The organism is Paenibacillus salivarius (assembly GCF_051307165.1).
Taxonomy (GTDB): Bacteria; Bacillota; Bacilli; order Paenibacillales; family Paenibacillaceae; genus Fontibacillus.
Genome location: NZ_CP195592.1, coordinates 4542767 through 4569448, shown reverse-complemented (window position 1 = coordinate 4569448; position 26682 = coordinate 4542767). Strand labels below are relative to the sequence as shown.

At 52.6% G+C, this 26682-nt stretch carries 27 protein-coding genes and 1 riboswitch; of the genes, 21 read left to right on the top strand and 6 right to left on the bottom strand.

Going from position 1 to position 26682, the window contains the following annotated elements:
• Window positions 1–185 precede the first annotated feature (185 nt).
• Window positions 186–1124 (top strand): heme o synthase, encoded by a 939-nt coding sequence (gene cyoE, locus ACSFXJ_RS21145; RefSeq protein ID WP_435922332.1) that lies wholly within the window; start codon window positions 186–188, stop codon window positions 1122–1124.
• Window positions 1125–1137: 13 nt separating this feature from the next.
• Complete coding sequence (locus ACSFXJ_RS21140; protein ID WP_435922331.1) at window positions 1138–1740, top strand: SCO family protein; 603 nt, start codon at window positions 1138–1140, stop codon at window positions 1738–1740.
• A 7-nt stretch (window positions 1741–1747) separates the two neighbouring features.
• On the opposite strand, the gene ACSFXJ_RS21135 is transcribed toward ACSFXJ_RS21140, so the two are convergent.
• The gene (locus tag ACSFXJ_RS21135; protein ID WP_435922330.1) at window positions 1748–2095 is read right to left on the bottom strand and encodes a toprim domain-containing protein; all 348 of its coding nucleotides are present in this window, start codon (window positions 2093–2095) and stop codon (window positions 1748–1750) included.
• 348 nt (window positions 2096–2443) lie between these two features.
• Window positions 2444–3604 (bottom strand): MFS transporter, encoded by a 1161-nt coding sequence (locus tag ACSFXJ_RS21130; protein WP_435922329.1) that lies wholly within the window; start codon window positions 3602–3604, stop codon window positions 2444–2446.
• A gap of 148 nt (window positions 3605–3752) precedes the next feature.
• On the opposite strand from ACSFXJ_RS21130, the gene ACSFXJ_RS21125 reads away from it, so the two are divergent.
• From ACSFXJ_RS21125 to ACSFXJ_RS21080, 10 genes are all read left to right on the top strand, one after another.
• On the top strand, window positions 3753–4211 hold the full coding sequence (locus tag ACSFXJ_RS21125) for a hypothetical protein (RefSeq protein WP_435922328.1): 459 nt from the start codon (window positions 3753–3755) through the stop codon (window positions 4209–4211).
• On the top strand, window positions 4211–5347 hold the full coding sequence (locus ACSFXJ_RS21120) for a transglutaminase domain-containing protein (RefSeq protein WP_435922327.1): 1137 nt from the start codon (window positions 4211–4213) through the stop codon (window positions 5345–5347). Before ACSFXJ_RS21125 ends, ACSFXJ_RS21120 begins: the two co-directional genes overlap by 1 nt.
• A gap of 615 nt (window positions 5348–5962) precedes the next feature.
• On the top strand, window positions 5963–8074 hold the full coding sequence (locus ACSFXJ_RS21115) for a peptidoglycan D,D-transpeptidase FtsI family protein (protein WP_435922326.1): 2112 nt from the start codon (window positions 5963–5965) through the stop codon (window positions 8072–8074).
• A 178-nt stretch (window positions 8075–8252) separates the two neighbouring features.
• On the top strand, window positions 8253–9227 hold the full coding sequence (locus ACSFXJ_RS21110; protein ID WP_435922325.1) for a metal ABC transporter solute-binding protein, Zn/Mn family: 975 nt from the start codon (window positions 8253–8255) through the stop codon (window positions 9225–9227).
• A gap of 43 nt (window positions 9228–9270) precedes the next feature.
• Entirely contained in the window at window positions 9271–10032 is a 762-nt protein-coding gene (locus tag ACSFXJ_RS21105; RefSeq protein WP_435922324.1) for a metal ABC transporter ATP-binding protein, read from the top strand.
• A gap of 4 nt (window positions 10033–10036) precedes the next feature.
• Window positions 10037–11002 (top strand): metal ABC transporter permease, encoded by a 966-nt coding sequence (locus ACSFXJ_RS21100; protein ID WP_435922323.1) that lies wholly within the window; start codon window positions 10037–10039, stop codon window positions 11000–11002.
• The gene (locus tag ACSFXJ_RS21095) at window positions 11002–11883 is read left to right on the top strand and encodes a metal ABC transporter permease (protein WP_435922322.1); all 882 of its coding nucleotides are present in this window, start codon (window positions 11002–11004) and stop codon (window positions 11881–11883) included. Before ACSFXJ_RS21100 ends, ACSFXJ_RS21095 begins: the two co-directional genes overlap by 1 nt.
• Before the next feature lie 497 nt (window positions 11884–12380).
• The gene (locus ACSFXJ_RS21090) at window positions 12381–13163 is read left to right on the top strand and encodes a Cof-type HAD-IIB family hydrolase (protein ID WP_435922321.1); all 783 of its coding nucleotides are present in this window, start codon (window positions 12381–12383) and stop codon (window positions 13161–13163) included.
• A gap of 133 nt (window positions 13164–13296) precedes the next feature.
• The gene (locus ACSFXJ_RS21085; protein ID WP_435925825.1) at window positions 13297–13779 is read left to right on the top strand and encodes a DUF456 domain-containing protein; all 483 of its coding nucleotides are present in this window, start codon (window positions 13297–13299) and stop codon (window positions 13777–13779) included.
• Window positions 13780–13795: 16 nt separating this feature from the next.
• A complete protein-coding gene (locus ACSFXJ_RS21080; protein ID WP_435922320.1) occupies window positions 13796–15424 on the top strand; it encodes a putative polysaccharide biosynthesis protein in 1629 nt (542 codons plus the stop codon).
• A gap of 40 nt (window positions 15425–15464) precedes the next feature.
• Here the strand turns inward: ACSFXJ_RS21080 and ACSFXJ_RS21075 are convergent, their stop codons facing one another.
• The gene (locus ACSFXJ_RS21075; RefSeq protein ID WP_435922319.1) at window positions 15465–16769 is read right to left on the bottom strand and encodes a DUF2515 family protein; all 1305 of its coding nucleotides are present in this window, start codon (window positions 16767–16769) and stop codon (window positions 15465–15467) included.
• A gap of 141 nt (window positions 16770–16910) precedes the next feature.
• On the opposite strand from ACSFXJ_RS21075, the gene ACSFXJ_RS21070 reads away from it, so the two are divergent.
• The 7 genes from ACSFXJ_RS21070 to ACSFXJ_RS21040 all read left to right on the top strand — a co-directional run bounded on the left by ACSFXJ_RS21070 (window position 16911) and on the right by ACSFXJ_RS21040 (window position 23185).
• Window positions 16911–17273 carry a thioredoxin family protein gene (locus ACSFXJ_RS21070; RefSeq protein ID WP_435922318.1) on the top strand — a complete coding sequence of 121 codons (363 nt, stop codon included), beginning with the start codon at window positions 16911–16913 and terminating at the stop codon, window positions 17271–17273.
• Window positions 17274–17495: 222 nt separating this feature from the next.
• Complete coding sequence (locus ACSFXJ_RS21065) at window positions 17496–18467, top strand: COX15/CtaA family protein (protein ID WP_435922317.1); 972 nt, start codon at window positions 17496–17498, stop codon at window positions 18465–18467.
• A 63-nt stretch (window positions 18468–18530) separates the two neighbouring features.
• Complete coding sequence (locus ACSFXJ_RS21060) at window positions 18531–19241, top strand: Cthe_2314 family HEPN domain-containing protein (RefSeq protein ID WP_435922316.1); 711 nt, start codon at window positions 18531–18533, stop codon at window positions 19239–19241.
• Window positions 19242–19374: 133 nt separating this feature from the next.
• A riboswitch (SAM riboswitch) is annotated at window positions 19375–19540 on the top strand.
• 99 nt (window positions 19541–19639) lie between these two features.
• The gene (locus ACSFXJ_RS21055; protein WP_435922315.1) at window positions 19640–20665 is read left to right on the top strand and encodes a methionine ABC transporter ATP-binding protein; all 1026 of its coding nucleotides are present in this window, start codon (window positions 19640–19642) and stop codon (window positions 20663–20665) included.
• Window positions 20665–21333 (top strand): methionine ABC transporter permease, encoded by a 669-nt coding sequence (locus tag ACSFXJ_RS21050; protein ID WP_435922314.1) that lies wholly within the window; start codon window positions 20665–20667, stop codon window positions 21331–21333. The genes ACSFXJ_RS21055 and ACSFXJ_RS21050 overlap by 1 nt, the downstream gene beginning before the upstream one ends.
• Before the next feature lie 75 nt (window positions 21334–21408).
• Window positions 21409–22275, top strand: coding sequence for a MetQ/NlpA family ABC transporter substrate-binding protein (locus ACSFXJ_RS21045; RefSeq protein WP_435922313.1), 867 nt, complete (start codon window positions 21409–21411; stop codon window positions 22273–22275).
• Window positions 22276–22408: 133 nt separating this feature from the next.
• Window positions 22409–23185, top strand: coding sequence for an SDR family oxidoreductase (locus ACSFXJ_RS21040; RefSeq protein WP_435922312.1), 777 nt, complete (start codon window positions 22409–22411; stop codon window positions 23183–23185).
• 73 nt (window positions 23186–23258) lie between these two features.
• Here the strand turns inward: ACSFXJ_RS21040 and ACSFXJ_RS21035 are convergent, their stop codons facing one another.
• Window positions 23259–23504 (bottom strand): NifU family protein, encoded by a 246-nt coding sequence (locus tag ACSFXJ_RS21035; RefSeq protein ID WP_114496928.1) that lies wholly within the window; start codon window positions 23502–23504, stop codon window positions 23259–23261.
• An 82-nt stretch (window positions 23505–23586) separates the two neighbouring features.
• Here ACSFXJ_RS21035 and ACSFXJ_RS21030 point away from each other — a divergent pair, with 82 nt between their 5' ends.
• On the top strand, window positions 23587–23829 hold the full coding sequence (locus tag ACSFXJ_RS21030; protein ID WP_435922311.1) for a YuzB family protein: 243 nt from the start codon (window positions 23587–23589) through the stop codon (window positions 23827–23829).
• A 6-nt stretch (window positions 23830–23835) separates the two neighbouring features.
• On the opposite strand, the gene ACSFXJ_RS21025 is transcribed toward ACSFXJ_RS21030, so the two are convergent.
• Both ACSFXJ_RS21025 and mqnE read right to left on the bottom strand, forming a co-directional pair.
• Window positions 23836–24903, bottom strand: coding sequence for an NAD(P)/FAD-dependent oxidoreductase (locus ACSFXJ_RS21025; protein ID WP_435922310.1), 1068 nt, complete (start codon window positions 24901–24903; stop codon window positions 23836–23838).
• A gap of 48 nt (window positions 24904–24951) precedes the next feature.
• Window positions 24952–26058: an aminofutalosine synthase MqnE gene (gene mqnE / locus ACSFXJ_RS21020; protein WP_435922309.1), complete on the bottom strand. Its 1107-nt coding sequence runs from the start codon at window positions 26056–26058 to the stop codon at window positions 24952–24954.
• A 260-nt stretch (window positions 26059–26318) separates the two neighbouring features.
• On the opposite strand from mqnE, the gene ACSFXJ_RS21015 reads away from it, so the two are divergent.
• Window positions 26319–26675 carry a HesB/IscA family protein gene (locus ACSFXJ_RS21015; protein ID WP_435922308.1) on the top strand — a complete coding sequence of 119 codons (357 nt, stop codon included), beginning with the start codon at window positions 26319–26321 and terminating at the stop codon, window positions 26673–26675.
• Window positions 26676–26682 lie beyond the last annotated feature (7 nt).

The following is a 26682-nucleotide window of genomic DNA, read 5'->3' as shown; positions in this document are numbered from 1 at the left end:
TTTTTTTATCACCTCCAGTAATTGTCACTGAATTGTCAAAATATCCGATAGAGATCATATGATTGTCAAACACTTTTTCATTTTGATATGATAAAGTTTATAGCGAGGACCTAAATTCCTTGAAATTTTATGGATATTTATATACATCGCAACGTCCATTTCAATGTTAGGAGGCATCATCACAAGTGGATAAACAGATCGGTTACCATGCTCCTGCGGATTCTGCGGCGTTGTCAGTCAAACAAGCGCCCCCTGGAGAAACGGCAACCTGGAAAGATTTTGTCGCTCTTACCAAACCGGGAATACTGCGTTCGAATCTGATTGCGGCTTTTGCCGGGTTTTGGGTTGCGTCGCACTGGCACCTGCAATACGGCACGCTGATCATGACTTTGATCGGAACGGTTTTGGTCATGGCTTCATCCTGCGTATTCAACAATTATTTTGACCGGGATTTGGATACGAAAATGGCCCGCACGAAAAACCGCGCCCTTCCGGTCGGGAAGCTGTCGCCGAATACGGTGCTCTGGTATGCCGTAATTTTGGGAATTATCGGTTTGGGCGTGCTTTTTTCCTTTTCCGGAATTTTGGCAGGTATTTTTGGCGTCGTCGGCATGTTCGTCTACGTCGTCGTGTACACGCTATGGCTTAAACGCACATCAACCTGGAGTACGTCGGTCGGCGCGATTTCGGGAGCCATGCCTCCGCTCATCGGTTATGTAGCGGTGTCGGGCAAAATCGATGCGGGCGCCTGGCTTCTGTTCGCTTTGCTGTTTCTTTGGCAGCCACCCCATTTCTGGGCGCTCGGCATCCGTCGCGTCGAGGAATACCGGGCCGCGGGCTTCCCGCTGCTGCCGGTTGTGAAGGGGATTCCGAGAACCAAGCTGCAAATGATTCCGTATCTTGTGCTGCTGATTCCGATTCCAATTTTAATGTATGTTTATGGTTATACCGGAATGTGGTTTCTCGTCATCGGCGTCGTCTTGTCGCTGGCATGGCTCGTTATGGCGCTGAAAGGCTTCCGTTCCAAAGACGATGACGCCTGGGCCAAGAAGGTGTTTCTGTTCTCGGTCAATTATTTGACGATCGCCCTGATCGTGATGATTTTGGATACCGTACGCATGTAATGGAGGATCTGACATGACCCTTTTGAAAAAGTACAAATGGACCTGGATTTTGCTGGCGATCTGCGTCGTGCTGGCGGGCTATCTTCTGTGGGATTTCTACGCGAAGCCGAAGCTCCCGGTCATTAGACCAGTCCAAAGCTTCAGCATGGAGAATGTCGACGGAAAAAACGTCACTTTGGAAGACACAAACGGTAAAGTAAGACTGTTTTATTTCTTTTTCTCCAATTGTCCGGATGTTTGTCCGATCACTACGTTCCGGCTCAGCCAGGTTCAGGATGTGCTGAAAGAAAAGGGCCTGTTCGGGAAGGACGCTTCCATTATCTCGATCTCCTTCGACCCGGAGCGGGATACCCGGGAAAAAATCAAAGCGTTCGGAGATAAATTCAAAGCGGATTATTCGGGCTGGTACTTCCTGCGGGGAGACGAGCAGAAGACGTTTGATCTTGCGATGAACTCGTTTAAAATATTGATCAACAAGGATCAGGACGGCAATTTCGTGCATATGGATTTGATCGGCCTGGTAGACCGTGACGGCAACCTGCGCGAAATATACCGTCCGGAAGCGACGCCGGAGGAAATCGCCAAAGGGGTCGCGGACTTGGCAAAGGAAAAGTAATGACAGGTTAATAAGGGCTGGCCGGAGGATAAAGTATGTATTCCTCCAGGCCGGCCTTTTCCAATTGAGCGATGACGTACTCGTCAGGCGTACCCTCGACGCCGGCGTATCCGCGGCGGGTATAAATCTGCTCGGCATCCGGAAAGGCGTCCCGCAGGATGGCGCGGATTTTTTTGCCGGAAGGGTCGTTATCCATGAACAGGTACAACTCGTCCCCTTTGATATGCTTGCGCAGCGATTCCAGCTTGATGGTGTTCAAGGTTCCGAACGTACAATGGATCTTAACTTCTTCATGTAGTAACCTGCGCAGCTTGCTGCGGTCGTTTTTGCCTTCGACGATAATGCTGATGGACAACTTCATCACCCCCGGTAACTAGTGTATACTGGCCGCCGGTCTTCATGCAAAACCCCGGATCAAGCATCCATGAAAAACGGCCTGCCCCTCTCAAGACAGACCGTGCTCGCATATAAGATTAACAGTAGAAGAACGGAGAGCGGAGGATAATGACCAGCAAAATGTAGAGAACGAGGATCGCTCCCGTGGAAGTCCAAACCCCTCCCACTACAGGTCCTGGTCCGCAAGGATTAACGTGGCCCATAGGTTCACCTCTCTTTCAATTCGTCCCTTGGACTTTTGTGATATCTTATGTGGGACGAATGTCGCCGCTCTATGCGGAAGCCTATCCCCAAAAAATAGTACAGGCTAAATCCCGGTCGGTCCCAGTGCTGCGGGAGGTGCGGACTTGGCCTCCGGTTTTCTTGGCGCGGTAAACAGCAGAACGACCATGAGCAAGACAAACGCGTAAAAATAGGGAGATTGGTTTCCGTGCAGCATCCCGGCCGCAATGGGTCCGATAAAGGAGCCGATGGACATCGCGATGGACTGCAGCGAGAACACGGTGCCGAGCCGTTTGCCGCCGCTCAGATCGATAAACATGGATGCCAGGGCCGGAAAGGTGATGCCTTTGGACATGCCGAGCGCAAAAAGAGCGACCGGCAGCGGGACAAAGTCGAGAGCCGCCAAGGCGAAAAAGGACAGCGCGATGCCGAGTATACCCATAATCGCACGAGTATACGGAGAATAGCGGTTCAGAAAAAGCATGGACAGCGTCACCAGCGCCCCTAGGCTGATGATTGAAAAATAGATTCCGGTATCCATAATGCCCGAGGTGCCTCCCGCTTGAAGCGGGAGCTCGAAGAACAGGATTCCCTGGGAGCAGGAGACGGCGAGCGGAAGCAGGTAGTGCTTTAGCGGAATAATATTGATCTTGACCGGAATTTTCGGCGTGTTGGCCATGCCGGGCTGACCGGTCATTTTGCTTGGCTCGTGAATCGTGAACATCGCGATGATGCCCGTGGCAATAAGCAGCCAGCCGAGAGACTGGAAGGTTAGCGAATAACCGGTTTGGGCGACGAGAAACGCCCCGGCCGCAGGCGAGACGACGGAGGCGAACGTATGAACGACGCCGTGTCCGGCCATCAGCTTGCCTTGATGAACCTGATCCTTACCCAGGGATGCAAGCATGGCAAGACATGCCGGCGAAAGGAACGCCAGGACGAACCCGCTGATGGAGCGAAGCACGAGGAGCTGCCAAGGCTCGGTCACATGCGCCTGCAGCAGCAGAATGCACCCGGCTCCGATCAGGCTGAATATCATGTACCCCCGGCTTCCGTGCCGGTCCACGCCTTGGCCAGCCAACAGATTGCCGGGGAGATGGGTCAGCGCGTAAATGCCCATCATCCAGCCGATAAATGTCGGGGCCGCGCCGAGCGAAAGAGCGAACGGCGTCAAAATCGGATATTGGGCATGCAAGTCGAAAAACGCGAGGAACATAAAGAAATAGAGCCAAATTGCCATTTTCATTGCCTTGTGCCTCCCCCAACGAAAGTGGTTATGCTCTACTTGTACGTTCCAAAGGACGAACTTATGCTCCAAATCCTGGTTAAGCTGACACCGGATTGGGCCATCATGTATAATGATAGGTAAATATAAGGATTTGGGAGCGTGGGTCATGTTGGATTTGGATTTGCAGGTATGGACCGAATTTCTGAAACAGAACTGGCTGGTCATCGTTGTAGCGCTGGTCGTGCTGTTTCTGATTTTGAATTTTGTGAAGACCGTAGTAAAATGGGCGCTTGTTCTGGTTATCGCCGGAGCCGTGATCATCTACAGCGGAATTACCCTGAAAGATCTGTCCAATGTAGGGCAAGTGGTTGGATCGGTCACGGGGCAGGCGATGGACAAATCGAAGGAAGCTGCACTGGAAATGATGAAAAAGGAAGCGACGGAAGCGAAACTGAAGAAGAATCCGGACGGCACGTTTACGATCACGACACCGAACCTGGAGGTCACCGGATCGGAAGGCGCCGATAAGGTGAAGGTATCCTTCCAGGGAATATCCCTGGGCGAATGGAAGGTCAGCGACACGCTGGAAGCCTTCATTCAGGAAGCGAAGCGAAATTCGAAGTAATGATGGATATCACCGATATCAACTTGGTTTCCGCTTCCTTGCTAGGCATCCTGTTGTTCTCGGTCCTGCAGGGCCTATTGCGCGGCGCGTCCCGAAGCGCCGGCAGACTCGTATCCCTGCTCGGCGGGGGCGTGCTTACCGTGCTTGGCCTGCTGGCTTCCATTCCTTTGACGCTCTGGCTATCCCCGCGCGTCCAGGGCTGGTTATCCGGCGTGGAACTGCCCGCGCGCGAATTATCCGGCTGGGAGCAGATCTACTACACCTTGCTCACCGCCATCCGCGATTTTCCGCTGATGAGGTTCGCCGTGCTGTTCATGCTCGGCTATTGGCTGATCCGGACGTTGCTCGGCCTCGTTGCCGCGTTTGCCTTTGGCGGCAGCAGCTTCCTCGGGAGGCTCGTGTTCGGCGGGGAACGGCCCGCCACGCTGCTTAGCCGGCTTGCGGGCGCAGGCATCGGCGGCGTGATCGGCGCGGCCCGCTGCCTGCTTGTCATCGCCCTGCTGTTCATATCGGTAACGCTGTTTCCGGACAGCGGATTCAGCCGCTATGTAGAGTCATCTCCCGTATATCAGCACGGAGCGCAAACGGTCATTGAACCGTTGTCCGGCAATCTGATCAAAGAGAAGCTGCCGGTATTTACGCGTAGCGTGGAAGAAGAACTGAACGGGATCTTCCAACGCAGATATGAAGTCATCGATGCCGATATCCCAGGGGACATCGGGCAGGCCGCCGTTCAAATCACGGACGGGGCAAAGACGGATGAGGAGAAGGCACGCCGTCTTTATGACTGGGTCGGATCCCGGGTGACCTATGATTACGACAAAGTTGAGGATTACGAGAAAAACGGAAACTGGCGGGAACAGACGCCGCAAAATACCTTTGATACGAAACGCGGGGTATGTATCGACTATTCCCGGCTTTACGCCGTAATGGCGCGTTCGGTCGGGCTTCAAGTCAAGGTCGTGACCGGGCTTGGCTATGACGGACGGGGCGGATACGGCCCGCATGCATGGAACGAAGTGTACTTGTCCGAAAAGGAAAAATGGGTACCGCTCGATTCCACCTGGGCCTCCAGCGGGGATTGGTTCAATCCCGCCGCCTTCGGCGAAACGCATATCCCGGATAAACTTATTTGAGGTTAACGGATCGGAACCAACACTGAGGTTAACAGTCAGGGCCATTTCTAGGTTGGCCGGCTCCGCCGCAACTTCCTTGTTAACCTTTATGCGGCATATCCCTAGTGAAGGCTGAGCGCCATCTCCTTGTTGAGTGGGATGTATCATTGCCCTGTTGAAGTGGCAGAACATCTCCCTGCTGACGGCGGGCATTATTCCCTGTTGAGCAAGAACGCACCATTTCTTAGATGAGTGGCACACACAATCACCATTTCCTCGTTTAGCGGCCCGCACACCATCTCCTCGCTGTTTTTTTGGGGGGATGGTGTTTTTCTTTTTGAAATAAGGGACATTTGTGTCCTTAATTCTCACTTTTCATGGCTTTATATAAAAATAAGGCCGTTTTATGGCCTTATTCGATCCGTCGGCATACCAAATGCGGTATTTTCGAACCGAATGACCCGAATAAGGCCCAAAATGTCCCTTAAATTATTGTGAGCAAGAAAATTTGCCGAAATAAGACCATAAAGTGGCCTTATTTGGCAATACACTGTAACTTCGCCATACACTTGCCCGTTATGTTAATATAGATATGTTCAAAATGAAGATGAGGAAACATAAGAGGAGAAACGAAACATGAAAAGTGTGTATACCGAAGACCCGCGCGAACAGGAAGCGTCGATGCAGCGTCATTTCAATATACGCCTGAATATATTTTTCTTTAGCGCCTTTGCTATTTTTACCGTTATCATCGTACGTTTGGCGATTTTGCAGTTTGTTGAAGGCCCGAGCCTGTCGGCACAGGAAACCTCGATGCGGGTAAAAGATGTACCGATGTCTCCGATCCGCGGGACCATTTATGCGGCAGGGGGCGAAAAGCTCGCCTACTCCACGCCGGTGCAATCTTTGTACATTACATTGCAAAAGGATTACAGCCAAAGCGAACGGGGGCTGAAAAACCGCCCGGAAGCGCTGGCGCTGGCCGATAAGCTGAAAGAAGTATTCGATAAATTCGGGAATAAAAATATCGAACCGATGACCACAGAGGACGTCATTAAGGCGATGGACCTTGATTACAAGCAGAGCGGGGGCTTCGCTCCGCGCAGAATCAAAATGGATCTGACGAATGAGGAAGTGGCTTATTTCCTGGAAAATAAAGATCAGTTTCCGGGCATTGAGGTCGTTGAGGAAAGTATCCGGCATTATGACAAGGATACCGTGGCGGTCCAGGCGATCGGGTATTTGAAGAAGTTCTCCAATGCGTCGACAACCGAGGCCTCGGATCTCCAGTATTATAAAAATATCAGGGAGCAAACGGACCAGGATCCGGCCCTGCAATATACGGAAACCGAGCTCGTCGGATACGACGGATTGGAGCTCTACTATCAGGAGCAACTCCGCGGAAAGAACGGCTTCAAAAGCGTGCCTATCGATCCGCGCAACATGGCCACAGGTATTGCTGAGGTGACTCCGCCTGTAAAAGGATACGATCTGCATACGACGATCAACAAAAATATTCAAATGATCGCTGAACAAGCGATTCTGGACCAGATCGATTGGGTTCACAAAAATCCGGTTTCCGGTGAAGTTCATCCCAATGCAAAAACCGGATATGCCGTCGCGATGGAAGTCGAAACTGGCAATGTGGTGGCCATGGCCAGCATGCCTGATTATGATACGAACGTATGGCAAAGCGGCGGCATTGATCCGAAAGATTGGGAAAAAATCATGTCGAATTATCAGAACGGAACAATTACCCCATATAGTTCCGGCCAGTCCGGACATAAATTTGGTTCGAACGTGTTGCTAGGTTCCACGATCAAGCCGCTTTCCGTTTTGATCGGATTGAACGAGAATTTGTTTACAACGACTACGTATTACCCGGACCGGGGGATTGCCTATTTTGGCAAGAACGACTCTTCGAGTGTGCGAAATTCCGGTTCGCATGCATATGGATCAATGAGACCCCACGAGGCTATTCAAAAATCCTCCAATACATTTATGGTCGATATGGTCGGGGAAAAACTATATAACAAGTATAGAGCGGACGGGATCGATGTATGGGATAAATACATGAAGGAATTCGGACTCGGAGTATCCACCGGCATAGACTTGCCGAGAGAATTTCTTGGCAGCCTGGGCTACAAAAATGAGTCTGAAACTGCACTTTCACGTTTGGTTTACGCTTCCTTTGGACAGAACGGAGGCTACACAGCGATGCAATTAGCCCAGTATACCGCTACGCTGGCAACTCATGGCAAACGGATGCAACCGCATCTTGTCAGCAAAATCACGGACGAAAACGGCAATATTGTTGAAGAATTTAAGCCTACGGTGCTTAACGAGGTCAAGTTTAAGGAATCTCACTGGAAAGAAGTCATCAGCGGGATGAAGACGGATGTGAAGTCGGCTTTTTCGGGATTCCCATATGATTTTGCCCGGAAGACGGGTACCTCGGAGCAATATGCTGCCGGTAAAAACAGAGATAACGGGGTATTTATCGCTTTCGCTCCCCGCGAAAATCCGAAGTTGGCCGTTGCTGTCATTATTCCGGAAGGCGGATTCGGCGCCTGGAGTGCCGCGCCTGTGGCACGGAAAATCTTCGATGCTTACGATCAGGAATACGGCCTTGACGGGGTGCCGAAAAAGAAACAAAATCAGCAAACCGGACAGAATGCAACAGGCGGCGAAAATGCAGGAAATGCTGCAACAAATCAAACAGCCGGAAACGGAAATAACGGCCAATAAAATAAATTGATTTAGGCAAGAGGAAAATTCCTCTTGCCTTTTTGTATGTTCATCCCTTAAAATTTGCCTTAGGGAAACTTTTTTATATATGACTAAAAGTTAAAGTGTAAGGAAACAAGTATTTACTTGTACAACAAATAGGCGTTGATGCCACAATACATGGGGAGGAGAGAGAGCTATGGATAAGATTCAGGTGAAGAAAAGCCCGCTGCAGCGTGCGAAAATGACGCTGAGTATTTTGGCCTTGATCGTGATTGCCGCTTGCTCCAAGGTCGAAGGAGGACCGGGTGAGCACAAGCGCGCCGAGGATGGCGGCAAGATTGAAATCGTCACGACGATCGGGATGATTACGGACGTTGTCCGGGAAATCGGCGGGGACGAAGTGGAGGTAAAGGGCCTGATGGGACCGGGCGTGGATCCGCATTTGTATAAAGCTTCCCAGGGAGATATCGAGAAGCTGGACAAAGCGGAAATGATTTTTTACGGCGGGCTGCATTTGGAAGGTAAGATGACGGAAATTTTTGAAAAGCTGGAGAACCGGAAACCGACGGTAGCCGTCTCCCGCGACATTGATCCTTCGCAGCTGCGTTCCGGGAAGGACGCCGGAGGCTCGCAATACGACCCGCACATCTGGTTCAACGTCAAACACTGGATATCTGCCGCAGAAACGATCCGTGACACCCTGTCCGAGTATGATCCGGGCCATGCCGGCGATTACCAAAAGAACGCCGAGGCTTATATCGCGGAATTGAATGCGCTGGATGCGGAGGTTCGGGAGCGAATTGCGGAGATTCCCGAGTCCGGACGCGTGCTGGTGACGGCGCATGATGCCTTCGGATATTTCGGCGATGCTTATGGCATTAAGGTGATGGGCCTTCAAGGCATCAGCACGGCTTCGGAATACGGTTCCAAGGATGTGAGCAAGCTGCGTGATTTTTTGGTGGAAAACAAAATCAAAGCCGTGTTCGTCGAGTCCAGCATTCCGACCAAATCGATGGAAGCGGTCATTGCCGGAGCCAAGCAACTGGGGCATGACGTCAACATCGGCGGGGAACTTTTCTCCGATTCCCTTGGAGAGCCCGGATCGGACGCGGACACTTATATCAAAATGATCCGTCACAATGTGAACACCATTACCGAAGCATTGAAATAAAATGTAAGGGTGCAATAGCCCAGGAAAAGGAGTGAAAACAGAGATGACAACCACCTATCCTTTGGAGGTCAATCAATTAACGGTCGCCTATCAAAAGAAACCGGTGTTGAGCTCGGTTTCGTTTCAAATACCGCCGGGGAAGCTGATCGGTGTGCTAGGCCCGAACGGCGCAGGCAAATCCACCTTGCTTAAAGCGGTGCTCGGGTTGATACCGAAGGTGGAAGGCGAAGTGAACATCTTCGGCCGTCCTTACCGCGAACAACGAAAAAACGTGGGATATGTCCCGCAGCGCGAATCCGTGGATTGGGATTTTCCGACGAATGCGCTGGATGTGGTCATGATGGGCCGATACGGTCATTTGGGCTGGTTCCGCCGTCCTGGCGCAAAAGAGAGGGATATCGCCATGGAGTGTTTGGCGAAAGTCGGCATGGCCGATTATGCCGGACGGCAAATCAGCCAGCTGTCGGGAGGACAGCAGCAGCGCGTATTTTTGGCCAGGGCGCTGGCGCAAAGCGCGGAGCTATACTTTATGGATGAACCGTTTGCCGGGGTGGACGCGACGACGGAAAAAGCGATCATCCAACTGCTTCACGAGTTGAAGGAGCACGGGAAAACGGTGCTGGTCGTTCATCATGACCTTTCCACCGTACAGGAATATTTCGATCATGTCCTGCTGCTGAACGGAAAGCTGATTGCAGCGGGGCCGACGGAGGATGTTTTTACGCCCGACTATCTTCAACAAACATACGGCGGAAGGATCGCCATGCTTCAGGATTTTGCCGCCGTGCCCGCAGGGAAGGTGTAAGCCGATGTTCTCCACATTGATGAACTGGTTCACCGATCCGAATATGCAATGGATTCTGATGGGATCGCTGCTCCTTGGATTGGGCAGCGGGGTCATCGGTTCGTTTACCTTTTTGCGGAAACAGAGTCTGGTCGGCGACGCGCTCGCCCATGCCGCGCTGCCGGGGATATGTATCGCTTTTATGCTGAGCGGAGTCAAATCGATCGGGCTATTCATGCTCGGCGCGATGGTCTCGGGTGTAATCGCTACTTTTGGAATACATGTCATTACGCGTTATTCGCGTATAAAACAAGACGCTGCGTTGGGGATCGTGCTGTCCGTCTTTTTCGGAATCGGGGTCGTCCTGATGACCAAAATCCAGCACAGCGGCAACGGCAATCAAAGCGGGTTGGACAAATATATGTTCGGCCAGGCGGCATCCATGATGCTGTCCGACGTGTACTTGGTGGGCATCGTGTCCTTGATTCTGGTTGCCGCATGCACTTTGCTGTTTAAGGAATTCAAGCTGGTCAGCTTCGATCCCGGCTTCGCCCGGGGAATGGGGCTCAAGGTCGGCTTGCTGGAGCAGCTTCTGCACTTGATGACCGTCATTGCGGTCGTTGTGGGCATTCAGGCGGTCGGGGTCGTGCTGGTCGCCGCGCTGCTGATCACTCCCGCGGTCGCGGCGCGGTACTGGACCGACGCATTGAGCGTGATGATCGTGTTGGCGGGCCTGTTCGGAGCGCTTTCGGGCGTGACCGGAACGCTGATCAGCGGCACGTTGTCGAATCTGCCTACCGGACCGGTAACCGTGATGGCAGCCACGCTTTTGTTTGCGGTGTCCGCGGTATTTGCGCCGAACCGGGGATTGGTAGCACGTCTGCTCCGGCGCATGCGTCAGCGAAGCGATGTAAAGCAGGGATATGCTGCGGGTGCCGCGGAGCGGGCGATCATTTCCAAAACCCACACGGCGGAAAGGAGTGCGGACTGATGGCGGATTTTTGGATTATTTTAACGGGTACCTTGGTTGCGGCAACTTGCGGCGTGTTGGGCTGCTTTCTCGTTCTGCGGAAGATGGCAATGGTGGGAGATGCGATCAGTCACTCGGTTCTGCCGGGCATCGCGATTGCTTTCCTGGTCAGCGGCACGCGGGACTCGCTGCTTATGCTGGTGGGGGCCGCCGTGCTCGGGTTGATTACGGTATTTCTGATCCAAACGCTTCAAAACGGAGGGCTGCAATCGGATGCCTCCATCGGGATCGTGTTCACCGCTTTGTTTGCGGTGGGGGTGATCATTATCAGCCGGAACGCCGCGCATATCGACCTCGATTTGGACTGTGTGCTTTTCGGCGAGATCGCTTATGTGCAGTGGGATACGCTGATCATAAACGGGTACGACATGGGACCGGCCGCTGTGTGGATGCTGGGCGGCGTGCTTTTGATCGTATTGCTGGTGATCGGTATGTTCTATAAGCAGTTCAAGCTGTGCGCGTTCGATCCGGCTTTGGCGGCGGCGGTCGGGATTCCGGTGGCGTTGTTCCATTACTTGCTGATGGGCCTGGTGTCGCTGTCCACGGTCGCTTCCTTTGAAAGCGTCGGCGCGATTCTCGTTGTGGGCATGCTGATCGTTCCGGCATCGACCGCCTACTTATTAACGGATCGGCTCAGCATCATGCTGCTTTACAGCGTTTTGGTCGGTGCGGTCAGCTCGGCGGGCGGCTACTATGCAGCGAAGTGGCTTGACGCCTCCATTGCTGGGGCCATGATCACGGTAGCAGGGTTGCTGTTCGTGCTTGCTTTTGTATTCTCTCCGCTGCACGGTCTGGTGGCCCGCCGCAGGAAGCGGCGCGGGTTGAAGACGGCGGCGGCTTAAGGTGAATAAAGGTTCCCATGAACAACATGGGGGCCTTTTTTTGATATCTGCTGAAAATCGGAGGTCCGGAGCGATGAATCCAAACTTCGGCGAGCCGCGGTACGTTATCTTAAAGGATACATCGAATGACGCCGACGCGTCCTTATGGACTAACGAAACTGGATAACCTTATTTGGGTAAAAAGCGTCGCAGCGAATGTTTAACGAATCTACATCACGCTATTTTCTTTAGAAGTGCCTTTCTGGGGCTTAAATGAGCCGAATAGCGATACCTCGTTTCGTTAGAATTTTTTTCATTACGATATGAGCCAAATAAGATTATCCAGATTCGTTAAAAGCGCGCATCAATAGCGCACGAGTCCAAGAACACAGCGTGCCTCTACCCCGGCAAGTTTCCCTGCTTCGCTTATTCCGTCAAATCTGCCGCTCGCCGATCAAAATAGCATTGGAGCCGGAACGAAGCTGTTCAGAGAGAAATTGTCGGGCGTTTGTGATAAAATGGCGTTATGCTATCGGACAACGGACAGAAATGGAGGATTACTTTTGAAGTATAAATTGCTTGCATTGGATATGGACGGAACTCTTCTGAACGATAATCACCAAATCTCGCCGGAGACGGAAAAATGGATTCACAAGGCAGCCGCGGCAGGGGTCCACGTCTGCTTGTCGACCGGCAGAAGCTACGATGAAGCCGCCCCGTTCGGCAAACAGCTGGGACTGGAGACGCCGATGATTACCGTAAACGGCAGCGAAGTGTGGAAATCGCCCCGTGAACTGTATCGCCGGGAATTGTTCGACAAAGCGATCATCGCCAAGATGTACGCGATTGCCCAGGAGCATCATGTCTGGTTTTGGGCTCATTCGGTAGAAGGCAGCTATAACGAGAAAAATTGGAAGCTTTCGCTGCTGGACACGGACCAATGGCTGAAATTCGGATATCATACGGAAAATGCCGAGGTTCGTCACCGGATATTGATGCAGCTTCAGGATCTCGGCGGCTTGGAAATTACGAACTCGTCGCCGTACAATCTGGAAGTGAACCCGGAAGGGATCAACAAGGCCAGCGGCATCCGGACCGTCTGCAAACTGCTCGGGATCGACATGTCGGAAACGGTGGCGGTCGGCGACAGCCTGAACGATCTCGCGGCCATTCAAGCGGCCGGACTCGGCGTGGCGATGGGGAATGCGCAAGTAGCGGTTAAGGAAAATGCGGACGTGGTGACCGCTTCGAACAATGATGACGGCATCGCGCATATTATTCGCGACTATATTTTGATATAACAAAAGCGGAGGTTATGGGCAGGTGAACTTTAGGAGTGCGCAGCTGCTAGCGGCAGCAAGCCGGCAGGTGACGTACGGAGGGGGAGCCTAACGCATAACCGGAGCGACTTTAAAGGAGAGTGGTCCTGATATGCTGGATGTGCTTGGCTGGATCCTGGTCATCGCCCTGTTCGTGATCGGGATGGCGGGAGCGATATACCCTGTTTTGCCCGGCGTCATTGCGATTTATTTCGCTTTTTTCGTGTACGGCTGGTTCTTTTCGTTTGAACCTTTCGGCTGGTTTTTCTGGATCATACAGACGCTTATCGTCATCGCCCTCCTGGTGGCGGATTACGCCGTCGGGGCATGGGGGGTCAAAAAGTTCGGGGGCAGTAAGCTATCCGTCTGGCTGAGTACCATCGGCATTATCATCGGGCCGTTCGTCATTCCGGCTTTCGGTCTGATCCTGGGGCCTTTGCTCGGGGCGATGATCGGAGAACTCATCAGGGGCGAAACATTGAACAAGGCCTTCAAAGTCGGGGTCGGTTCGGTCGTCGGCCTGTTCAGCAGCATTGTCGTCAAAGTGTTGCTTCAGCTCGTCATGATCATTGTTTTCTTTATATGGATCATCTTCTAGAAAGAAGGAATTGTCTTTGTCTAAGAAAGAATCGTTTATTAAAGGGACGCTGATTTTGGCGGGGGCGGCACTCATAGCGAGGGTGCTTGGCTTATTCCAGCGTGTTCCGTTAGAGCATATACTCGGAGAAGTGGGTAACGCATCGTATTCACAAGCTAATGCGGCTTATTTTCTGCTGCTTACGCTGGCTACTGCGGGAATTCCAAGCACATTAAGTAAAATGGTATCGGAACGCCATGCACTTGATCGTCCCGAAGAAGCCAGACGCGTATATCACGCGGGGTTGATGTTTGCCGCTACCGCGGGTGTAATCATGTTTGTGTTACTCTACATTTTTGCACCTGCCTATGCTAAAGCATCCGGCGTACCGCAGTCGGCAATAGCGATGCGTGCTTTGGCGCCTGCATTGCTTCTTTTTCCGTTGATTGCGATCATTCGGGGCTATTTGCAGGGGCGCAACATTATGATTGCCGGCGGGGTTTCCCAGGTTATTGAACAAATCGTGCGGGTCATTACGGGGATTGCGCTTGCGTTTTTGTTTTATCATTGGGGATATTCCGGGGAAAAGATTGCGGCTGGAGCGACATTTGGTGCCGTTCTCGGTGGAGTTGCCGCACTTCTAGTCATGGTGGTTTATAATTTTAAGGTCCGGGGCAAGGATCGGGCGGACGGAATATTGACTGCCGAATCCGCGGAAAAACGCGTCCCCTATTCAAAAATTTACACCGACATATTTAAGTTATCAATTCCGATAGTACTGACTGCTCTAGCGGTGCCGGCGGTCAATATGATCGATAATTCGATCGTTCAACCGCTGCTTAGGGGGCAGCTTGGCTGGAATCAAGCTACTTATATTTTGGGAATACTCGGAAACCGCGGACAAATGATTGCGGGGATTCCGCCGATTTTGGCTATCGCACTTAGCCAGTCGCTGGTGCCGATTATATCCGCCGCGTTTGCCCGGGGAGACCATGAGCATTTGCAAAAACAGGTTACTTTGGCCATGCGGATTTCCATTTTGACCGGGATGCCTATCATTGTTGCGCTCTGTTCGGCTGCTTATTCAGTGAACGGATTGCTCTTTAGTTCCCTTGACGGCAGCGGTGTCGTAGCGATTTGCACGGTGATGACGATTTTTCAGATTACGATGATGACCAGTAACTCGATTTTGCTCGGGATTAATAAAGCAACAAGGTCCATGGTGCATGTGGCGATCGGAGTGGCAGTCAAACTGATCGCAAGCTTGGCATTAGCCCCGTTGTGGGGGATTTACGGTATCGTGTCAGCTACGGGACTATGCTTCTTCGTAATTACAATGTTGAACGTGTACACGATGAAAAAAATCGTACCATTCTCGATCATGGGAAACCGGTGGATCGGGTTCATATTGACGGTGGTCGTGCTGGGCGGCGCAGGTTATGGTCTGAATCAGGCCGGCAACCAAATGGTTTCGCTCATGCCTGACCGGCTCGCCTACTTCCTGACCTGCGGTATCGTCGGCGTGGCGGTTGTCGCGCTCTATCCGGTGATGCTGGTCCTGCTGCGCGTGGTGCGCAAGGACGAGCTGTCCAGCTATCCGGGGCCGCTGCGTAAGCTGCTGTCGCCGCTTATGCGGCTGCAGCGTTCGGGTGAGCAGGCCCGGTAACACGATGGAGGCCGCTCCGGCTTAGCGCGGAGCGGCCTTTTTAGTCCCCCGCCGCATCGTGGGCGAGGGCGGCTTTGACGATGCCGCCGCGGTGTTCGCGACTGATGTCGCAGAGCAGCGGCGGCTTCGGCGCGCTGATGCCGTCCAGCGCGCTGTGGTCCGTGAGCCAATCCTCCCTGGAGATTGGCTCGTAGGGCGTGTCGCCCCAAGCGTCCAGCAGCTTGGGGCTGTAAAGGCGCGCGCCGGGAGGCAGCGCCTCGCCGTCAAGAAGCTCTGACCCCTGCCTAGGGGCGGTCAGAGCTTCTTCTTTATTGGCCGTGAACAAGTCCGGCCAATAGTCCGCGCGCGAGCCGCTGTGCGGCACCCGCTCGGCGAAGCGTTGCGCGCCGTCCTTGACGGCGCGCAGGCCCATCAGCATCGCGTACAGGCTTTTGCCCAGCGCGATGCGGTCCGGCAGGCCCGTGAAGTCGGACACGACGCGCCCCGCCAGGCGGTGCACTTCGTTGCGGCCCGGCCTGCCGTCATCCTCGGGTATTTCCTCCAGCAGCGGAAATACGACCTGGTTCATCCCCGCCAGGCTCTGCAGATGAAAAGCCGGCTTTTCCGTAATATGCTTTTGATAATACGGGTGGCGGATGACCCGCTTTTCGATATAATTCTGCTCGTTGATAATCAGTCCGACCGTCAGCAGCGCGCTGCCCCGGTCAATCCAGAACCGCTCCCAGAACGGACGCATGAACCGGGACACATGGAAATAGGGAAGCAGATGGAAATGGCTCGATCCGAGTTCGCGGCTTCTCATGTAAAGGAGCAATTGCGGATAGGCGTCCTGAAAGATCAAGGCGTTGCTCCGTTCAAGGAACCGATAATAGGAACGTTTCTCCTTTTCGTCCAACAAGTCGGCCATTCTGCCGCGCAGGTCCGTCATGTTCCAGCCGGCGTTCCGGGACACCATATGGGCAAGAAACGCCCAGTGCAATTCCGGGTAGGCGCGATAACAAGCGAGATACGCCTCGGTACGCGTAATATTGCTGCTGATGGCGCGGCGGGTCGCGAGCGAGATTTCCTCGGCCAAAGTAAGGTCGGCCTTGCTCCAGGACTCTTCGAGCGAGGGACGGGCAACCGGGCCTCGCCGAAGCAAGTCCTCGATTTCAGCAGTAACCGTGCGCGACGAAGCGTCATTCCAGTCCAGGGGAATCCGTTCCTCGCGCAGCCGGCCGGATTCGGCAATGCCGGCGGCTGTGCCCTTGAAGGCTTTGCCGATGAGGGACGGCAGCCGGCTTATCATTTCCTTTAGGCCCGTGTTTTCCGGCATACGCTCTGGTTCACGAGGACTTTGTTTCATGAAGAAACCTCGCTTTCTAACCGATTGGAAACTTCCTATCCTCAGTATGGCCAAAAATTTGACTTCCACTCCGCATTTTGGTTGACTAAAAAGAGAATACATGAAGTATTAATTCGGATCACGAAAGGAGCAATCAAACCTATGAAGCAGGTACAAAGCGCAGCCGAATTCAATGTAAGCATTCAATCCAGCAGCCTTGTCGTCGCCGTATTCAAAGCCGATTGGTGCGTGGACTGCAAGTTTATCGATCCTTTCATGCCGGAAGTCGAAGAGAAGTACAAGGACCGTCTGGTACTGATCGAGGTGGATGTCGATAAAGTGGGCGACGTCAGCCAAGAGCAGAACATTTTGGGAATTCCGAGTTTCGTCGCTTACGCGGATGGCCGGGAATTGGTACGGTTCGTGAATAAGCTCCGGAAATCGCGCGAGGAGATCGAAGATTTTCTGAACAAGGCGCTCGACGTATATCATACGCTTCGCGATACGGCGGAAAGAAAAGAATAGAACTTTCATGGTTTGGAAGATGGGCAAATTGAACGTTCATCTTATATAAACTAAAATGAAAAAACTCACATCGCCCCCGGACTTTCCGGGAGGCGATGTTTGCAATTGTGAACTTTCTGTCACAGATTGTCTATGAATCGTCCCATACTATCGGGTATAATGAAACCGGGTACATTCATAATTTGTACATATTTTATATTCTGATATAGCGGGTGAAACGTTTTGAATACGAAGCAATTAAAATGGCTAAGCTATCTGTCCTGCTTTGTCATGTTTCTGGCTACTCTGGGCGGGAGTGTCGTAACCAAAACCGAATCAGGACTCGGCTGCGGCAACGATTGGCCGCTCTGCCACGGAAAATTCGTGCCTGCTCACACGATCGCCTCCATGATCGAATATTCGCACCGGGCGATCAGCGGCGCGGCGGGACTGCTTTCTCTCGGCGCTTTCGTCGCCTTTTGGCTGTACCGCAAACAGCGTAAAGATTTGCAATTCTATTCATTCCTGGCGCTTGTTTTCGTCATGGTCCAGGCCTTCATGGGAGCAATGGCGGTCGTGTATCCTACGTCTTCCGCGGTAATGGCGCTTCATTTCGGCTTCTCCCTGATCGCGTTCGCCAGCTCGGTGATGCTTGTGCTCGGCATCCGCGAAGACGAAACAAGGGAAGCTCAAATGCCGGCGCCACCGCGTTATAACGTTTCCCGGGGCTTCCGCAATCTGACCTGGGCGGCCACGGCGTACACGTATATCGTCGTTTATCTCGGCGCTTATGTGAGCCATACCGATTCCGCGGGAGGCTGTTCGGGCTGGCCGCTTTGCAACGGGGACCTGATACCCGAACTCTCGGGCGGAGTCGGCATCGCCTTCACTCACCGGGTGGGGGCGGCCTTGCTGCTCATCGTGGTTGCGACCGTCGGCCACTTCGCCTATCGAAAGCACCCGGGCAACCGGGAAATCCGCAGTTTGGGCGTAGCCGCCACCGTCCTTGTAATCGTCCAGGTACTGACGGGGGCAAGCATCGTATTCACGTTGACCAATTACGAGGTATACCTGTTCACCTCGCTTGCTCATATCATCGTATTGGCGGCCCTGTTCGGCGTGCTTAGTTATTTGTCGGTCAGAACGTGGCAGTTGAGCAGAACAAACGAAGGCTTGCCGAACACGCCTAAAGCTTCGTCCATCATTGAAGAATGAGGGCCGGCGGTTTCGGGAAGGGTTAAGGAAGCGCATTTTTCAGAGGGAAGTGGAGGAAACAACATGCTGCGAAGCCTGCTCGGCGAACCGCCAAGGCAAAATGAAGGATTGCTCGGAGAGGCCATCGATGCGATGATCCGTACAACGAAGCTCTTGCAGAAGGAGACGGAGAACAGCCAGGATCCGACGCGCGATTTGCGGAAGCTGGAAATTTGGACGCTCGGCTTGATCTCCTCCCTGGACGAGCTGGAGCAATGTTTGCACGCCGCCGGCTTTTTTCGTAAAAAGGTTGTGCACGGATTTGTGGATGACATGGATCCGGCGGAGCGCGGGGATTATGCCAGGTATGTATTTTTTTATAAAGACGGATTCATTCGAGTATTTTCGACGCTGGATAAATTGGGAACGGTGCTGAACGAGCTTTTTGATCTCAAAACGTCGAAGGTCAAGGCGCATTTTTCTTACTTTACCGTTCTCCGGCAATTCCGGTACATGAAGGTGCATCTGGACCTGGGCGACCGGTTGACCCGGATCAAGGAGGAGCATAAAGAGGCTTTGGGCGTGTTAAGACGGCGCCGGAATACGGAAATCCATTACATGAACTCGGAAATGAAAGACGACCTTTGGCAGCGCCAGCAGACGTTGCAGGGAAAGATCGAGCTGGAGGATCTCGACCAGCACTTGCGCGACCTGGAGCAAGGATTTAAGATGGTGTGCGAAACGCTAAAGACGGTTTTCGAATATACGAATCAGCGCTGGAGAAAAGGATTGTAGATTGCGTATTTTTTCCTTTGACAAAAGGGCCTAAAGCTTCTATACTCTAAAATAGTTTCTGAAATATTCCATAACGTTTATCATATTACTTTCAAGTTCAAAACGTCGGATTTTTGAACATAACTTTATATTTTTCTTATCGAGAGAGGCGGAGGGAAAGGCCCGATGAAGCCCAGCAACCGATTCGAATCCTGGTACAGGCCGGAATTATCCGGATGACGGCGGGAACGAGTGTCATGGTGCTAATTCCTTCAAAACCGCGTGGTATAATAATATATCCCGGTTTTGGCAGATGAGATGGCATTGTCTTTACGTAAAGAGAGCCCTCCGAATCTGCGGGCTCTCTTTTTGGTTTTTGCGAAATTTCTCGAAATTTGTAGAGTAGGAGGCTGACCGTTGTGATCGAACTGAAACGGCTCACTAAAATATACGGCAGCAAAAAAAAGACGACCACCGCGTTATCCGGATTGAATTTGAAGGTGAACAAAGGGGAAATCTTTGGGGTAATCGGTCATTCCGGGGCAGGCAAAAGCACGCTGATCCGTTGCATCAATTTGCTGGAACGCCCGACGGAAGGGGAGGTTTGGGTCGGAGGCGTCGAACTGACGAAACTGGGCAAGCGCGAGCTTCAACAGCAGCGCCGCAAGATCGGCATGATCTTTCAGCATTTTAATTTGCTGTCATCGGCCACCGTATTCGACAATGTCGCCTTTCCGCTGACGCTAAGCGGTACGCCGAAAGCCGAGATTCAAAAAAAGGTGGATGAGCTGCTGACCCTGGTCGGTCTGGAGGAACACCGGAATAAATATCCGTCCCAGCTTTCCGGCGGACAAAAACAGCGCGTCGGCATTGCGCGCGCTTTGGCCAGTGATCCGGACGTGCTGCTTTGCGACGAAGCGACCTCGGCGCTTGACCCGCAAACGACCGATTCCATATTGAAGCTGCTTCTTGATATTAACCGGAGGTTTAACCTGACGATCATGCTGATCACGCATGAAATGCACGTCATTCAGAGCATTTGTGACCGGGTCGCCGTCATTCATGCAGGCGGCATCGTGGAAGAAGGACCCGTTACCGAGGTTTTCCTGAAACCGAAACATGCGGTCACAAAGGAGTTCATCAACCGGGATGCAACGATGGAGGCCGGGGAAGAAGGCTTGAAGTTGGCGGCATCGGTTCCTCATCCGGCCTGGTCCAAGCTGGTGAAAATTACGTTCCTCGGAGCCAAGACGTACGAATCGGTATTGTCCCAGGTCGTCAGGGAAACCGGAGTCAATTTCGCCATTTTGCAAGGAACGATTTCGACGATTAAGGACATGCCGTACGGCAAGCTCACGGTGTCGTTTGAAGGAGAAGACGAGATGGTCGAGCGCACGCTCAAATTGCTTAAGGAAAGGGATCTTGATGTGGAGGTGATCGGTTAATGGGCGACTTGGATTTTTCCAAAATCGACTGGTCCGAAATGGGGACAGCCACGACGGATACGCTGCAAATGATGGGTTATTCAACCCTGTTGACGTTTGTGATCGGCCTGCCGCTCGGCGTCCTGCTTTACACCTTTTCCCGGTCGAACTCGGCGGTTCTCGGTTGGGTATACCGGGTTCTGTCGCTGATCGTCAATATCATCCGTTCCGTGCCGTTCATTATTCTGGTCGTCGCCTTGATTCCCGTAACACGGGCGATCATGGGCGTTTCCTCCGGGGTGGAGGGAACGATCCCGCCGCTCGTGATCGGGGCTGCTCCGTTTTTCGCCCGCTTGGTGGAAACGGCCTTGCGCGAGGTGGACCGCGGGGTGATCGAGGCATCGCATGCGATGGGCGCCACTTCGTTTCAGGTCATCCGCAAGGTGCTCCTGCCGGAATCGCTGCCCGGATTGATCGCTGCGATGACGATTACGGCGGTAACGCTCGTATCCTACACGGCGATGTCGGGAATGGTCGGAGGCGGCGGACTCGGCGACTTGGCGATCCGTTACGGATACTACCGTTACGAATCGGAAGTGATGATCGTATCCGTCATCTTCATGGTCATCCTGGTGCAGGCGCTGCAAATGCTGGGCGACCGATTGGTAATTTATTTTACGCGGAAATAAGGAATTACTATATATAGAGCTTCTGAGATTCACGTCCTTATTTTAAAAAAAATATTATTGGGAGGGCATACTGTTATGAAAAAATGGACACTTTCGTTGTTGACGCTGGCTTTGGTTTTGGTGCTTGCGGCTTGCGGCAGCAACAACAAGGCAAACGACAACTCGGCCGCCGGAAATACGCCGGCTGCGGAGAACAACGCGGGGAACAAGGAAACTTCCGCCGAACCGGTTAAACTGGTCGTCGGTGCAACGGAGCCTCATTCGGAAATCCTTGAATTTATCGCGCCTAAGCTGAAAGAAGAAGGCGTGGAGCTCGAAGTTAAAGTATTCACCGACTATGTACAACCGAACGTTCAAGTATTCGAAAAACAACTGGATGCGAACTACTTCCAGCATCAGCCATATCTTGACGAGCAAAACACGCAAAACAATTTTGACCTTGTATCCGTCGTTGGCGTGCATGTTGAGCCGATGGGCGCATATTCCAAAAAGCTGAAATCCGCGGATGAAATCGCGGACGGCGCGAAAATCGCCATTCCGAACGATCCAAGTAACGGCGGCCGCGCTTTGCTGCTGCTTGAGAAGCAAGGTTTGATCAAGCTGAATCCGGAAGCCGGCATTCTGGCTACGCAAAAGGACATTACGGAAAATCCGAAAAACCTGAAATTCATCGAAGCCGATGCCGCGATGCTGCCGCGCCAGCTTGAAGAAGTCGATCTTGCCATCATCAATACGAACTATGCGATCAAAGCCGATTTGAATCCGACGACCGACGCCTTGTTCATCGAAGACAAGGATTCGCCGTACACGAACCTGCTCGTTGCCCGTCCGGACAACAAAGATTCCGAAGCGATTCAGAAGCTGGCCAAGGCGCTCACTTCCGAGGATGTTAGAAAGTTTATCGAAGACACTTATAAAGGTGCATTGGTTCCTGCGTTCTAATGAATGGAATCCATTGTTATTACCGATCCCGCTGCTTTCCCGCAGCGGGATTTTTTGTGTCCGCCGGTTTGTAGGAAAGCTTTAAATCTTTTATACTTTATACATAGAAGCACTCGCGAGGAGGAGAAAGACGTTGGTGGGAAAAGTCGCCCTGATTACGGGAAGCGCCAAAGGTTTGGGCAAGAGAACCGCGCTGACGTTGGCGGAGCAAGGCTGCCATATCGCGCTGAATTACGTACATAGCGAGCCGGAGGCCCGCGCTCTTCAGGCAGAGATCGAACGGATCGGGGTTCGCTGTATCGCCGTTCAGGCCGATGTTTCCCGGCGTGAGGACATCGAGTTGCTGGTGGATCAGGTACGCGGGACGCTTGGTACGGTCGATATCCTGGTGAATAATGCGGGGCCGTTCATCAGGGAGCGCCGATTGTTCGCCGATTACAGCCAGAAGGAAATTCTCGCTATGATCGACGGCAATCTGGTCGGCACGATGCTGCTGGATCATCTGGTTCTACCGGATATGCGAGCGAAAAAATGGGGACGGATCGTGCATTTCGGTTTTGGTCATGCCTCGGAATCCCGCGCTTGGCCGCATCGCGCCGTTTATGCCGCCGCCAAGACAGGGCTAGTTTCCTTTACTAAAACGCTTGCGGTCGAGGAAGCCTCTTTCGGCATCACCGTCAATATGGTCTGCCCCGGAGATATCCGCGGCCGGAACAAGGAAATTACGATCGAGGAAGCCCGCGGGCTGTCCGACGGGGAAACGCCGCTTGGCCGGCCCGGCAGCGGAGAGGATATCGCGCGCGTCATTTCATTTCTGTGCCATCCGGATTCCGATTTTATCACGGGCAATATTATGGACATTTCCGGCGGTCTGGACCCGATCCGTCCTTGGATCAAACCGGGAAATTAATTTTTTTGAATTGCTCCAAATACAAAAAAACACGGCCCGACCGGAAACCCGGGGGGCCGTATTTATTTTATCATTAAAATACTTGTACGACTTCCTGAACGCCTTCCACTTCTTCAAACAGCGCGCGTTCGATACCTGCTTTGAGGGTGATGGTGGAGCTTGGGCAGCTGCCGCAGGCACCCATCAATTTCAATTTGACGATCCCGTCCTCCACGTCAACCAGCTCGACGTCGCCGCCGTCACGTTGCAGGAAGGGGCGGAGTTTGTCCAGAACCTCCAGCACTTCGTCATACAATTTATCTTGTACGTTTTCGCTCATTGTTTTCAACTCCTTTCCTTTCCTATATATTATATTACAAAAAGCTTCAAATTTAAATGCTTCATCAAGGGAGGGCACCATTTTGAAGCCGATCATCGAATTTTGTGCGAACAATGCCGGCTTCGGCACGGATACGGTGCTGAACCGGCTGAAAGAACAGCATGACTGCGAAGTCATCGAGTACGGCTGTCTTACGGGATGCGGCCTTTGCTATATGTCCCCGTACGCTTTGGTCAACGGCGAAACGGTCGAGGCCGAAACCGCCGAAGGACTGTATGAACGAATACTGGCAATGATGGAAGAGATCAGGATGATCGATGAATAACGGCTATTATCCAAGATGATGCTTGGACATCCAGAGCACGCCGCTTTTAAGCAGCCGAGGCACGCGGCCGGTGACCTGGGTTTTGCCCATCAGGCCGAAGCCGGCTTTTTTGCCGAGGGAACCAAGCGTTCCCTTTAACCGGATCGGCTGAAGCTTCGGCGTCTCGCCTTTCCATTGCGCCATCACGATGTGCGCGATTTGATGCCCTTGTCCTTCGGCCGCCTGCGCGCTTGGAGCGAAGGGAAGGCTGGCACAGTCCCCGCAAACGAACACGTCCGGGTAATCCGGGATTTGATGATACTCGTTCAGCAGCACTCGTCCCTGACGATCCTTGGCGACATTCAGCTTTTGAACGATTTCCACCGGCTTGATGCCTGCCGTCCACACGGTCACGTCGGACAGGATGTCTCCGTTCTCATGATGAATGACGCCTTCCTCCAGGGACTGGATCGAAATATGGGAGAGCGTCTGTACATCGTGTTCATGGAACCATTTCGTCACATAGGTGGATACCTTTGGAGGAAAAGCGGACAGAACCCGGGAGCCGCGGTCGATCAGCGTGATGTTCAGATCCGGTCGGCTTTCCCGCAATTCGGCGGCAATCTCGACTCCGCTGAGCCCGCCTCCAACGATATTGATTTTGCTGTGTGGCTTGGCGTTGTTCAGTTTCATATAGGTTTCCCGTACGGCCGGGAAGGATTGAATGCTGCAGGAAAACTCCTCCGCCCCCGGGATGCCGTGATAGTTGTCAGTGCACCCCAAAGCGATAACCAGCTGATCGTATTCCAAAGGCGGCTGGGCCTCATCGGCAAAATAAATCCGCCGGCTTTCCAGATCCACGGAAACCGCCTCGCCATATCTTTTGTTGATTTCCGAGTAGTGGGGAAACGGCACGCGGAGTTCATAATCGGATGCCGTGCCGGCCGCAAGCGCATAGTATTCGGTCTTCAAGCTTTGGAACGGAAGGCGGTCCACGAGCGTAATTTGCACATCTTCAGGAATCTGGCCTTTGAACAGCTCATGGATGATGGTGGTCCCGCCGTAACCTCCACCGAGAATAACGAATTGCTTCATCTGGATCGTTTCCCTTCTGCCGCGGCGTTTTGTCTCGTCCGCTAAGCGTTATTCGTAAACCTCAATCTCGTTGTAGAAGGTATCGCGTTCAACCGGAATGCGCCCGGCTCCTTTCACGAGCCATACGAGCTCTTTGCGGGTAAGGCCGTCCGGAGTAAGGGCTCCGGCCGCGTGACTGATCCGCTCGTTCACGATCGTGCCGTGCACGTCGGAAGCGCCGAAGGAAAGCGCGACTTGGGTCAACTGAGCCCCGATATTGATAAAGTACGCCTTGATATGTTGAATATTGTCCAGCATGAGGCGGCTGATCGCGATGGTCTTCAGGTCTTCATAGGCCGAGTTGCGCCGCATGATGCCCGCATTTTTGTTGCGCGGCTGCATGGACAATGGGATGAATACCATGAATCCGCCGGTTTCGTCCTGCAGCTCGCGGATTTGGATCATGTGCCGGATCCGGTCCTCATGGGACTCGATCGAGCCGTATAGCATCGTGGTATGCGTCTTCATCCCCAGCTGATGCGCGGTGCGGTGCACATCCAGGTACTGGTCGACGTTCGCTTTTTCGACTTTCATTTTTTCGCGGTACTGGTCGGACAAAATTTCCGCGCCGCCGCCGGTCAACGTTTTGAGTCCGGCTTTTTGCAGCTCCGTCAATACTTCCTTCGTGCTCAGCCCGCTGATGCGCGTAAAAAATTCGATTTCCGCAGCGGTATACGCTTTAAGCGTAATATCCGGGAACCGTTCATTCAGAGCTTTCAAGGAATCAACATAATACTGGAACGGCACATGCTGGTTGTGCCCGCCCACGATATGGAACTCGCGTACCCCAGGGGTAATGTGCTTCTCCACGTGCGCAATCATTTCTTCGCCGGTCAACGTATAAGAGCCGTCTTCGCCTTGATCCTTACGGAAGCTGCAGAAGGCGCAATGCGATTCGCATACATTCGTAAAATAAAGGCTCATATTTTCGATAAAATAAACCTTTTTGCCGTTCTTTCGCAAATTGACCTCATTCGCTAACTGACCGATGGTCAACAAATCGTCGCTCTTATATAAGTATACCCCGTCCTCAAGGGTCAACCGTTCGCCTCGTCTGACTTTTTCCACAATTTCAGCCATTCTTTGATCGGTGTTCGGGGTTACAGCAGTGAACATGACGATACCTCCGTTTCCTTTAAGATGATCCTATGAGGATCCATCCTTGGGCATATTAAATCACTTACCTATTATAAACCCGGTTTTGAAAAGGGACAACAAGCGTAAAGGGGTTCAGTGCGGAAAAAGCTGTCAACAAAATCACAGTTGCTTGAGGATGCCGGCGATGTGGAGTATACTTTTGGTATAATGAAATGTTCAAAAAGTCGGCTTTTCCGCAAAGCGTAGGAAGGCCGGACTTAAGATAAGGAGGGCTAGAAATGATCGAAATCTCGGAGAGTGCCGCTAATCGGATTAAGGATATGATTGCAGGGGAAGAAACCGGAAACATGTTTCTGCGGCTTGGCGTGAATCCAGGGGGATGCAGCGGTTTTTCATATAGCATGGGGCTTGACGACCAAGAGAGCGAAGAGGATGTTTACATGGACATTCAAGGAATCAAGGTGGTCATCGCCAAGGAAAGCGTCCGTTATCTGAACGGCCTTGAAATCGACTTTCAGGAGTCGGGGATGTCCGGGGGCTTCACGATCCATAACCCGAACGCCATCGCTTCCTGCGGCTGCGGCCAATCGTTCCGCATGCGGGACGAGGAAGGGCGTCCGGAGGTTTGCGACTGAGTCATAC